Source organism: Pseudobutyrivibrio ruminis CF1b (genome assembly GCF_000424005.1).
GTDB classification, from domain to species: Bacteria; Bacillota; Clostridia; order Lachnospirales; family Lachnospiraceae; genus Pseudobutyrivibrio; species Pseudobutyrivibrio ruminis_C.
The window spans coordinates 45,031-56,516 of record NZ_AUJB01000003.1 but is presented as its reverse complement, the minus strand read 5'-3'; the positions used below and the strand labels follow the sequence as shown (position 1 = coordinate 56,516).

The 11,486-nt window shown below is 42.1% G+C and carries 8 protein-coding genes and 1 riboswitch; of the genes, 7 read left to right on the top strand and 1 reads right to left on the bottom strand.

What is annotated here, in order from left to right; all coding sequences use genetic code 11:
• The first annotated feature begins 67 nt into the window (after window positions 1-67).
• The 7 genes from G592_RS15280 to G592_RS0101245 all read left to right on the top strand — a co-directional run bounded on the left by G592_RS15280 (window position 68) and on the right by G592_RS0101245 (window position 10,103).
• A complete protein-coding gene (locus tag G592_RS15280) occupies window positions 68-3,856 on the top strand; it encodes an endo-1,4-beta-xylanase (RefSeq protein WP_196801813.1) in 3,789 nt (1,262 codons plus the stop codon).
• Window positions 3,857-3,951: 95 nt separating this feature from the next.
• Window positions 3,952-4,479: a Crp/Fnr family transcriptional regulator gene (locus G592_RS0101270; RefSeq protein WP_028246216.1), complete on the top strand. Its 528-nt coding sequence runs from the start codon at window positions 3,952-3,954 to the stop codon at window positions 4,477-4,479.
• Window positions 4,480-4,567: 88 nt separating this feature from the next.
• Window positions 4,568-6,244 carry a bifunctional metallophosphatase/5'-nucleotidase gene (locus G592_RS0101265; RefSeq protein ID WP_028246215.1) on the top strand — a complete coding sequence of 559 codons (1,677 nt, stop codon included), beginning with the start codon at window positions 4,568-4,570 and terminating at the stop codon, window positions 6,242-6,244.
• A 45-nt stretch (window positions 6,245-6,289) separates the two neighbouring features.
• Window positions 6,290-6,386, top strand: a riboswitch (THF riboswitch).
• A gap of 68 nt (window positions 6,387-6,454) precedes the next feature.
• Window positions 6,455-6,970, top strand: a complete 516-nt coding sequence (locus tag G592_RS0101260; protein WP_028246214.1) for a folate family ECF transporter S component — start codon at window positions 6,455-6,457, stop codon at window positions 6,968-6,970.
• A gap of 1 nt (window position 6,971) precedes the next feature.
• Window positions 6,972-8,258, top strand: coding sequence for a bifunctional folylpolyglutamate synthase/dihydrofolate synthase (locus G592_RS15275; protein ID WP_036951439.1), 1,287 nt, complete (start codon window positions 6,972-6,974; stop codon window positions 8,256-8,258).
• Window positions 8,259-8,302: 44 nt separating this feature from the next.
• Window positions 8,303-9,367, top strand: a complete 1,065-nt coding sequence (gene mnmA / locus G592_RS0101250; RefSeq protein ID WP_242830132.1) for a tRNA 2-thiouridine(34) synthase MnmA — start codon at window positions 8,303-8,305, stop codon at window positions 9,365-9,367.
• Between the two features lie 163 nt (window positions 9,368-9,530).
• The gene (locus tag G592_RS0101245) at window positions 9,531-10,103 is read left to right on the top strand and encodes a DUF3793 family protein (RefSeq protein WP_028246212.1); all 573 of its coding nucleotides are present in this window, start codon (window positions 9,531-9,533) and stop codon (window positions 10,101-10,103) included.
• A gap of 172 nt (window positions 10,104-10,275) precedes the next feature.
• On the opposite strand, the gene G592_RS0101240 is transcribed toward G592_RS0101245, so the two are convergent.
• Window positions 10,276-11,400 (bottom strand): DUF362 domain-containing protein, encoded by a 1,125-nt coding sequence (locus tag G592_RS0101240; protein WP_028246211.1) that lies wholly within the window; start codon window positions 11,398-11,400, stop codon window positions 10,276-10,278.
• Between the last annotated feature and the right edge of the window lie 86 nt (window positions 11,401-11,486).

Sequence of the window (11,486 nt, the reverse complement as noted above, 5' to 3'; positions counted from 1 at the left end):
GCCCATTGCCGAAGGCAATTTTAAATGGCAGTTCTTCAATTATCAAAAAAAAGGAGAATATATGGGAATGGTAAAAAGAAAACTTTACAGATTCTTGTCCCTCGTTGCAATCTCTGCAATGATGGCTACATCTGTAGTTCCACCATCTGTTCACGCGACAGAAGTGGATGATGCTACCGTAGCTGTAGAAGGGGACACAGAATCAAAGGCAGAAGAAACAGCGGATTCTGATGACGTTGAAAAAGAAACAGAAGAAACAGTAGAATCTGACAAGGCAGACAAAGCTAAAGATGAGGACTCTGATGGGGTTAAGGAAGAGTCTGAAGAAGCAGCAAATCCTGCTGAGGATGAAGAAGCTGAGGAAGAGTCAAATGAGGAATGTGAAATCACATATCCTATGATTGATTTTGATAGGGACTATAACAAAGGCGGCTCATGGGGAACTGACATTACTGTCAGTGGTGGCGCTTTTAAGATTTCCTATAGTGGACAGTATGCTGAAAAGGTTTTAGGTTTACCAGAAGGTATTACAGGTAAGCAGGTTAAGTCAGTAAAGGTAAATATCAAGAAAGGTGATGTTAATTACTTTTCTGTCAAGCTTCGCAACGAAGGCGAAGAGATTAAGCCAGCTTATGGTACAAATGTTATTGAAAATAGTGATAATCAGGATTTTGATGGTATTGGTTTGATGACTACAGCTGATGGCGGCGCAAATTATACTATCACAAGCATTACACTTACTTTAAAAGGCTCAAAGGATGATTTCCCAACACCATCTGAGGTGACAGAGGAAGAAGAGAAGACTGAAATCGAGTGGGATATTCCAGACCTAAAGGACTATGTTTCATCTGACAAGGGTCTTGGTAAGGATTCTTACACAGGTGCAGCTATCATGCTTTCAGAAATCTCTGATAAGGCTCTTATGGACCTTGTAGAGAAGCATTTCAACGCAGTTACATTTGGCAATGAGTTCAAGCCAGATTCACTCTTTGGCTACAACAATGACAAGCCATATGATGGTCAGATTGTTGAGGAAACATGGACAGATGCTAAGGGTGTTAAGCACGAGAACATGAAGGTTCCAAAGATGGACTTCTCTCGTCCAGAAAAGATGCTTGAGTTATTAAAGGATTGGAATGATGAGCATCCAGATGACCAGATTAAAGTAAGAGGTCATGTACTTACATGGCATTCACAGACACCTGAGTGGTTCTTTAAAGAAAACTATGATCCTAATGGTGCATGGGTATCTCCAGAGGAGATGACACTTCGTCATGAGTGGTTCATTAAGAGTGTATTTGAGCATGTATTCGCATCTGAGTACAAGGATATGTTCTACGGATGGGATGTTGTAAATGAGGCATGTTCAGATAGCACAGGAACATACAGAAGTGCAGATCCAAGTGAGAGATCTAACTGGGCTAGAATTTATGGCACAGGAAGCAAGGAGGATGCTCCAGATTACATCCTTAATGCGTTTAGATTTGCAAACTACTATGCACATGAGATGGGACAGGATAAGCTTGAGCTTTATTACAATGATTACAATGAGTGCTCAGGCAACAAGCCAGATGCAATCGCTCAGTTACTTGAGAGCGTAAAGAAGCATGAGAAGGATTCTGTTCTTCCTACAAGAATTTCTGGATATGGTATGCAGGGACACCACAATATGCAGGGTCCTACAAAGCAGAAGATTGTTGACTGCGGTATCAGATACGGAAAGATTGTTGGAAAGATTCAGGTAACAGAGCTTGACTTCAAGTGCAGCTCAGACTTTGGAGGTACAGACGCAGAGCTTTCTGCTGAGTACACAAAGGAAGCTTACAGATACAAGGATGTTTATGATGCATACAAGGAAATTGATGCACAGCCTGGTATCGATGTAAACGGCTTTACAGTTTGGGGTGTAATCGATCCTAACTCATGGCTTCAGACAAGCAGTAGCGTTGGTGGTGGCGCAAACGGACGTCAGAAGCAGGTGCCACTTCTCTTCGACGGAGAGTACAAGGCTAAGCCAGCTTACTGGGCACTTGTAGATCCTACAAAGCTCGAGCCAGCAATCAATAGCCTTACAGTAGTTCAGGCTGTTGGTAGCGATCCATTCGCTCATGGTAAGAACATCTCTATCGATGGTACAGAGTACAGCTTTGTTCCAGTATGGGATGGTAAGAAGGTTTCTGTAAAGGTTAAGGCAGCTGGTGCTACATCTGCAAAGCTTTATGTTGATTTTGCTCAGGCTATGGCTGATGGCGCTGAGGTTCAGACAGCTGAGGCTGCATTTGATGAGAACGGTGAGTGCGTACTTTCAATCGAAGGACCTGCAGAGTTTGCTCCTTCAGCTAAGTTCGCAATGGATGTAGTTGTAACAGATACTGAAGGTCAGCACGCATACAACAACGTAAGACTTACACAGGATGAGGGAAGCAAGTACTTTGCAAAGGCTCTTTGCAAGCCATATATGTCAGTTGTAAAGGGTACACCTTCTGTTGATGGTGAAGTTGATAAGGTTTGGGATAACGCTAAGGAGGTACCACTTACAATCACTGGCGGAACACATCCAAACGCAACAGCTTCAGCTAAGGTTCTCTGGGATGAGAACAAGCTTTATGTTCTTATGAACGTAAAGGATGATGTTCTTGATGCTACTGCAGAGGCAGTTCACGAGAAGGATTCTGTAGAAGTATTTATCGATGAGAACAACAATAAGTCAGATGCATTCGAGGATGACGACAAGCAGTACAGAATTAACTACTTAAATGAGACAAGCTTCAATGGTACAAAGTGCCTTGAGGAGAACTGTGAGCACGCTGTTACATTAACAGATGATGGCTACATGGTAGAGGCAGCATTTGCTTGGACAGATATTACACCAGAAGTTGGCACAGCAATCGGTCTTGATCTTCAGATCAACGATGGTGCTAACGGTGGACGTATCGGTACAAGAACATGGTATGATGAGACTGGTAACGGCTGGAGCGCACCTAGAGTATACGGTGAGGTTACACTTGCTGATGCTGAGGTAGAGCCAGAGGAGCCAGTTGAGGAAGTTCCTGCAATCTCACTTGTTGATGATGTAGTTTACACAGGAAAGGCTCTTAAGCCAGAAGTAGTTGTAGTAGTTGGTGACAAGACATTAGTTAAGGGCATCGATTACAAGGTTTCATACAAGAATAACAAGAACGCAGCAACAAAGGTTAGCTCAGGAATGGGAGAGGACTTCGATGAGTCACTTCCAACAGTAATCGTTAAGCTTAAGGGCGAGTACGAAGGTGAGCTTAAGGCTAACTTCACAATTTCAGCAGCTGATTTCGCTGGTGAGGCATTTGAGTTCGAAGCACCAAAGAACTTAAAGGAGAAGAAGAAGGCTACAACACCTAACGTAACTGTTAAGTTCAACGGTAAGAAAGTTTCTAAGAACGATTACACTGTTACATACAAGCTTGGTGAAAATGGCAAGGAGATGAATAAGCTTCCAGCATTTGCATCAAATGGTGATGGACAGTACTACGCAGTTGTTAGAGCTACTGGTACTAACTTTACAGGTGAGAAGGTGGTTGCACTTGATGTGATCGCTGACGCACAGGTACATGTCCTTCGCGTAGCTGTTAACGACAGAAACGTAAAGTGGAATAAGAAGACAAACCGCGTAACATTAGGCATGAAGTTTAAGGTTAACGCAAACGATGAGGCTTCTTACTTCGGCGTAAAGAAGGGTACAACTGTAACACTTAAGGATGGTAAGGATTACGAAGCATACATGTGTGTATACTGCAGATTCCTTGGAACAGGTATCTGTCAGGTTCGTGGTAAAGATCCATTCTTTGGCACAAGACTTGTTATCGTATTTACAAAATAATAAAGTTTTCCCAGATACTCTTGGGCTCTATGGAGACATAGGGCCCTTTTGTTGTATAATAAAGAAAATGCTGGAAGGAAAATGGGGGAGGTTACATGGCAAATACAGATAAACTTTTAGTGGCACCTCAGGGGATGAAGATAGTAGTGGAGCGACAGCCGGATAAATATTTGTATGTAATTTTGTCTGGTAGAGCATATATGTACACAGGCTACGGCACGAAAGAGGAAACCTTAATCGACAAGTTTGGAGTGGGAAATTGTTTTGGTGCATATGGCATGCTCACAAAGAGACCGGACAATTATACTGTGGTTGCCCAGACCGATATGAAGCTGATTCGCCTGGAGGAATCTGATATGGCAGATTTCATAAGCAAGGAAAATGCCAGTACTGTATTGAGCGTCATGAAGGCCATGGCAAAGGAAATGGTCAGAATAAAAGGTGAGCTGGAAGAGGTCAATAAGGATCTGGCCAAAAGAAGAAAGGCTGAAAGTAAGGATGACGATGAGCCTGAATCTATTATCCTTAAAGATAACAGCGGAACCCATAAGATTTACAATCCAAAGAACCCACATTTTACCAGCAAGAGTAAAATGAGATTTCTGGGAAGAGACAAAGAATAATTCGTAAATACGTATAAATAGAATCTACCCTTTTTATTAAAAATGGATATAATTGTGATTAGAGAGATTTTTTATAAGGAGGGTAATAATGAAAAAGTTAAATGGTTTAAAGAGGATTGGTACATTTGTCCTCGCAGCTGCCATGGTAGTTACCATGGGATTTACTCCAGCCAAGGCTTATGCTTATGAGGCTGAGTACAAGATTATGCCACAGATCTCAAAGGATTTGTCTGGCAAGACACTTATCATTCACTCAAACGATGTTCACGGTGCAATTGATAAGTACTCACAGCTTGCAGCTCTTAGAAATGAGCTCAAGGCAAGAGGCGCTGATGTTATTCTTACAGATGCAGGTGATTTCAGCCAGGGAACACCTTACGTTAGTTCAACAAAGGGTATGTATGCCATCAACATGATGAATGCCATGGGATACGATGTTGTAACACTTGGAAATCACGAATTTGATTATGGTTATGCTCAGCTTAAGTACAACCTTTCAAATGCTAAGTTCAAGGTAGTTTGCGCAGACGTAGTAGATGCTAAGGGAAAGAATCTTTTTGATGCAAATACTGTTTTCACAACACCTTCTGGATTAAAGATTGGTTTCTTTGGTCTTGAGACACCAGAGACACAGACAAAGGTTAATCCTGCAACAATCAAGGGTGTTAAGTTCCTTTCAAAGAGCGATATTTACACATGCGCTCAGTCACAGGTAGAGGCTCTTAAGGCTCAGGGAGTTGACCTTGTTGTTTGCCTTAGCCACCTTGGTGTTGATGAGGAGTCAGCGCCTGATGGACACAGAAGTGTTGATATGCTTGCTAACACAACAGGTATTGATTTAGTAATCGATGGTCATTCACACACACTTATGTCTCTCAAGGATGCAGATCCTAACGAGCCAGGTGATGAGCCAATCCAGTCTACAGGTACAAAGCTTGAGACAGCAGGTGTTGTTGTAATCGACAATGCTTCAAAGAAAATCGAGGATATGTACCTCGTTAAGTTAGATGACGGTATCATCAAGGATACATTCATCTCTGCAGTTGATAAGACAATCGAAGATGCAGTTGACGCTGAGTACGGTGTTGAGTTTGCTAAGTCTGAGGTAGACCTTAACGGAAAGAAGGCTCCTGGTGTACGTACACAGGAGACAAACCTTGGCGACTTAATTACAGATGCACTTATTTGGAAGGTAACAAAGGAGAAGGGTGCTATCACAGTACCTGAGGATCACATTGTTGCTGTAACAAATGGTGGTGGTATCCGTGCTTCTATTAGCGCAGGTAGCGTAACAAAGAAGGATCTTAACACAGTTCTTCCATTTGGAAATACTGTAGCTGTAGTTTATGTAAAGGGTTCTGAGCTTCTTGAGGCTCTTGAGGCCAGCACATACTGCACACCAGATGCAATCGGTGGATTCCCACAGGTTTCAGGAATCAAGTTCACTGTAAACACTGCAGTTCCATTTGCACAGGGTGAGGCTTATCCAGATTCTACATACTACAAGCCAGCTGCTATCGGCAGAGTTACAATTGACAGCATCAATGGTAAGAAGTTCTCTGCTACAGATACATACGCTGTTGTTACAAACAATTTCGTAGCTGCAGGTGGTGACACATATTACGCATTTGCGAATTCAAAGAACCAGTTTGATACAGGTATCGTAATGGACGAAGCTGTAATGGAATACGTACAGACAAAGCTTGGTGGAACAATCACTGCTAAGGATTACGGTACAACAAAGGGTAACATTACAATAAAATAATTATTGCATTTATCTCATAAGACACTTATAATCAAAAAAAACAAATGCAGAGTAGACTGTAAAGCGTTAAGTGCCAGATGAACAGGGAGTTGTCATTTGGACGAAGGTTTTATCCGCGGTTTTATGGTCGCATCCCGCTGCTACATATGAGACGTGCATAGTGCACCTCCAAGTGTAGACAAAAGGAACTGCAAAGGAGGTGCATTTTTTATGAAAAAACTTATGGACACAAAGACACTTACTGTTGCAGCCATGCTTACAGCTATTGGAATCGTACTTGGATTTTTCAAGCTTCCAATTACACAGCTGATTGAGATCAGATTTGGCGCATTGCCAATCTCCATGGCAGGAATGTTGTTTGGCCCAGGCGTAGCAGGTGTGGTAGGCGCACTTGTAGATATCGGAGGATATCTTGTAAAGCCAACTGGCCCATTCTTCCCTGGCTTTACTCTCAGCGGCATTGTAGGCGGTATCATCTACGGATTGATGCTTCATGGCAAGAAGCTTACATTTGCTAGAGTATTCGTTACTCAAATCGTATATACGGTAATTGTCGGAGTAATCATGAACAGCTACTGGTTAAGTCTTCTTTACTTACAGGGCGGCTATGTTGCAGCTATAGTAACAAGACTTCCAAAGGAACTTATTATGATTCCTGTTTACACTGTTTTGTTCTACAGTGTGCTTAAGGCTTTTGACAAAGTAAAAGTAGGAGTTATGGCATAATATGAGAGAATATTCCTATGAAGAAGCGATAGAGTTTTTTAAGAATCTCCCCCATTTTGTTCCACCGGTTGAAAGCGGTGGAAAACCTGCGGACATGTTTTCCCTTGATGCGGAAAATGCATTGCTGGAAAAGCTTGGTAATCCACATATGGATTTAAAATATGTCCATGTGGCAGGCACAAATGGAAAAGGATCCACTTCAGCCTTTATCGCGACTATTCTACAGGAAGCAAATTACAAGGTGGGGTGTTTTACCTCACCTTTTTTGTTTACTTATAATGAGATGTATAAGGTGAATGGCCAGGATATTTCTGATGAGGATTTCGCCAGAATATTTAATATCGTAAAACCGTATTACGATGAGCTTGCTCATGAGGAAATATACCCAAGTGAGTATGAAATCCTGACAGTAATGTCATTTGTATATTTCAAAGATATGGGCTGTGACATGGTTGTTATGGAAGTGAGCATGGGTGGAAGAGTGGACACTACAAATGTGATTCCATCTCCAGTGGTAAGCGTTATCACACCTATTAGCTACGACCATATGACTATTCTTGGAAACACTCTTGCTGAGATTGCCACAGAAAAGGCAGGTATAATAAAGCCTGGCACTGTTGTGGTTTCAGCAAAGCAGGAGCCTGAGGTGGTGGAAGTCCTTGCAAAGGTTTGCCAGGAGAAAAAGGTGGAGCTTCATTTTGCGTCAGAGCCAGCTGTGGTTTCCAGAAATCTTAAGGGACAGGATTTCATGGTGGCAGAATTTGGAAGTACCCTTAGCACACAGCTTCTTGGTACTTATCAGGTGAAGAATGCTGCCCTTGCCATGAGAGTAATCGAGCAGATTAAAAGAAGCGGTTTCAGAGTTTCTGATGGAGCCCTTAGAACCGGTCTTAGAAAGACTGACTGGTTTGGAAGATTTACAATGATTAAGAATAATCCTCCTGTGATTATTGATGGAGGACATAACAGACAGGGAGCAGCTGTGCTTGCTGATTCACTGCGCACATATTTCCCTGAGAATAAGATTACATTTGTTCTTGGTATCTTGAAGGATAAGGAAGTGGATGTGATGCTTGATGAGTTGTTACCTCTGGCAAAAGAGGTGTACACCATGGAAGTGCCAAATCCACGGACAATGTCTGCAGATGAGCTGGCTGAGAGGATTACATCAAGAGGTGTGAAGGCACAGCCATTTTCCGGTGAAGATATTTCTGCTGTGGAAGAGGATGCAGATGTGATTTGTATGGCAGGTTCGCTGTATCTACTGAGTAGTCTTACAGTTGACTGATGCTTGAAATGGCTGTATATTCTTATCATATGAATGGAGGCTATATGAAGGCATTGATTGCAATGAGCGGCGGCGTTGACAGTAGCGTGGCGGCTCTTTTAATGAAAGAAGAAGGATATGATTGCGTAGGCTGCACCATGAAGCTTTATGCCAATGAGGACTTAGGCGTTTGTGCTACTAATACCTGCTGTTCTCTTGATGATGTTGAGGATGCGAAATCAGTGGCGAGACGACTTGGCATGCCACACTACACCTTCAATTTTCAGGATAGATTTAAGGAAAAGGTAATAGATAATTTTATCTCATGCTATGAGAGAGCCATGACACCTAATCCTTGTATCGAGTGTAATAAACACATGAAGTTTAACGAGCTTTATCGCAGAGCTTTGGAGCTTGGTTGTGATAAGGTGGTTACAGGTCATTACGCTAGGATTCGTAAATGCGATAATGGTTATCACCTTATGAAAGGACTTGATGCTTCTAAGGATCAGTCTTACGTTTTATATGCCATGACCCAGGAGGAGCTTGAACACACAGATTTCCCACTGGGAGAGCTTAGCAAGGACAGAGTTCGTGAAATAGCAGAGGAGCATGATTTTATAAATGCTAATAAGCCTGACAGTCAGGATATCTGCTTCGTTCCTGATGGTGATTACGTGGCAGCTATTAAGAGATTTTCAGGTAAGGAATATGAGCCAGGTGATTTCGTGGATATGGAAGGAAATGTCCTTGGCAGACACAAAGGAATCGTAAGCTACACCATCGGCCAGAGAAAGGGCCTTGGTATTGCGGCAGCTCATCCTTTGTATGTAGTAAAGCTTGATATTGAAAAGAATCAGGTAGTACTTGGCAAGAATGAGGATTTGTTCTCAAAGGATGTATTTGTAGAGAACATCAACTGGATTGGGCCAGAGGAGCTTCCAGAGACATTCAGATGTAAGGCAAAGGTTCGCTACAGAATGGCGGAGCAGGCCTGCGAGGTTACTCGTGTTGGTGAGACTTCAGCAAAGATTGTCTTTGATGAGCCACAGAGAGCCATCACACCAGGTCAGTCAGCAGTATTCTATGATGAGGATGTTGTGCTGGGTGGCGGAATAATAAAGTGTTAGAAGAAGAGGGCGACCTCTTCTTTTTTTTGCCTTCCCCTTGAGTTATTGATAGGCTTTTTCAATAAGAAAAAAATGTGAAAAAAGTGTTGACATCTAACCTACATTAGTATACTATAACCACAGTTAGTAAATGCTAACCAAGAAAAACAAAGAGAGAGTAACGATGAGCACAGAAGTATTTGAAATGTTATGCACCATGGACAGGCGAAAAGTAGAATTACAGATTGTTTTGCAGTGTGCACCTACTATCGCGGGGCTTAAGACTTCTAACCTTCTAATTGTTCCAAAAGATCAGGAAGACAAAGTGAGATTACTTCTCAGACACTCAGGTCTCATGGGCTACAGATTAGTCTACGACCGAAACAGAGTGATTTTCCTGGTATTTAACAGGGATAAGCTTATTGATTACTTATCTAGACAGGATGTCAGAGAATTCCTTAAGGGCTACGGTTACAGAACAGATGCATTTGGATATAGCCTTCGCAATTTCCAGGAGCGCTATGATGCATATGTTCATAATCGAAAGGATTTTCCACACGAGATAGGAGTGTTCCTTGGATACCCATTATGCGATGTAAAGGGGTTCATCGATAATGGTGGCGAGGATTACAAGATCTCAGGATATTGGAAAGTCTATGAGAACCCAGACGCGACAAAAAAGCTATTTGAAAAGTTCGATGACATCAAAGATGAAATGGTTCGAAAAATCTATTCGAATCAGAGAGTAATAGCTTAAGCATTGCTCAGAAATTTCTAATTATGCTAAATCCTAATTCCCAAGTTTCTAACCGGGTTTCTTGGGAAGGTTATTAGACTCCTTTTACAGCCTCCAGGTATGCCAGTGCCTGGAGGAATTTTTTTGTCAAAAAAAGCCTGACGTGATGTCAGGCTTTAGCTTTTAAACAGAATTATTTCATTGTAATAAGTTCGTACTGGCGAGATCCAACACCAATCTTTTCAGCATGTTCAAGAGTCTCTGCCCATGATACATTAGGATTGCTGTTGTGCCATACGTCGCCATGGTCATGGAAGTGTTCCTTTGCCATGTTGTCACCAAGCTGACTGTTTCTGATAGGCTCAGCATTCTGACAAAGGTCTACACAGGCCTGATCAAGTGCAACTGGATCAAATGAAGCAAGCATTCCAATGTTTGGTAAGATAGGAGCATCGTTTTCTCCGTGGCAGTCGCAGTTTGGAGAAACATCTGTGATAAGGCTGATGTGGAAAGTAGGTCTTCCAGTGACTACAGCTGCTGTGTACTCGGCCATCTTTCTACCAAGCATCATAGGCGCATCACCATTATTATTTTCGATAGCATCAAATGCGCAGGCACCGATACAGCGTCCGCAGCCCTTACATTTATCTGGATCAATCCATGCTTTGCCATTCTCATAGCTGATAGCATCAGAACCACATTCCTTTGCACATCGCTTACAGTTTCTACATTTATTTTCAATTACATGAGGCTGACCACTGTTGTGCTGTTGCATTTTTCCAGCGCGGCTTCCGCAGCCCATTCCGATATTCTTAATGGCACCGCCAAAACCTGCCTGCTCATGTCCCTTAAAGTGACTGAGAGAAATGAAAATATCAGCATCCATAACAGCTCGTCCAATGTAAGCTTCCTTACAATACTCACCATTAGGAACAGGAACCACAATGTCATCTGTACCTCTAAGACCATCAGCGATAAGTATCTGACAGCCAGTAGTGATAGTGTTAAATCCATTTATATTGGCGCAGTCCAAATGCTCGAGAGCATGCTTTCTGCTACCAGGATATAATGTGTTGCAGTCTGTTAAAAATGGAAGACCACCGCACTCTTTTACAACGTCAGCAACTGCCTTTGCATAATTTGGTCTCAGGTATGCCAGATTACCCAACTCACCAAAATGCATTTTGATTGCTACGAATTTTCCTTCCATATCGATTGTTTCGATGCCAGCTTTTTTAATAAGCTTCTGTAACTTAGCAGGAAGGCTAACCCCCAGAACCGTTCTAAAATCAGTAAAATATACCTTTGATTTCTCCATATAAAGACTCCTTTCAATGAACCATTTATAAAAATGATTATAGCTAAATGATACAATAAAATTTTGCATAATCCAACCAGATATTC

Excerpts from the sequence above, each read along its gene's own strand:
- G592_RS15280 (WP_196801813.1), top strand. The coding sequence starts at position 68 with ATGGTAAAAAGAAAACTTTACAGATTCTTGTCCCTCGTTGCAATCTCT.
- G592_RS0101270 (WP_028246216.1), top strand. The coding sequence starts at position 3,952 with ATGGCAAATACAGATAAACTTTTAGTGGCACCTCAGGGGATGAAGATA.
- G592_RS0101265 (WP_028246215.1), top strand. The coding sequence starts at position 4,568 with ATGAAAAAGTTAAATGGTTTAAAGAGGATTGGTACATTTGTCCTCGCA.
- G592_RS0101260 (WP_028246214.1), top strand. The coding sequence starts at position 6,455 with ATGAAAAAACTTATGGACACAAAGACACTTACTGTTGCAGCCATGCTT.
- G592_RS15275 (WP_036951439.1), top strand. The coding sequence starts at position 6,972 with ATGAGAGAATATTCCTATGAAGAAGCGATAGAGTTTTTTAAGAATCTC.
- mnmA (WP_242830132.1), top strand. The coding sequence starts at position 8,303 with ATGAAGGCATTGATTGCAATGAGCGGCGGCGTTGACAGTAGCGTGGCG.
- G592_RS0101245 (WP_028246212.1), top strand. The coding sequence starts at position 9,531 with ATGAGCACAGAAGTATTTGAAATGTTATGCACCATGGACAGGCGAAAA.
- G592_RS0101240 (WP_028246211.1), bottom strand. The coding sequence starts at position 11,400 with ATGGAGAAATCAAAGGTATATTTTACTGATTTTAGAACGGTTCTGGGG.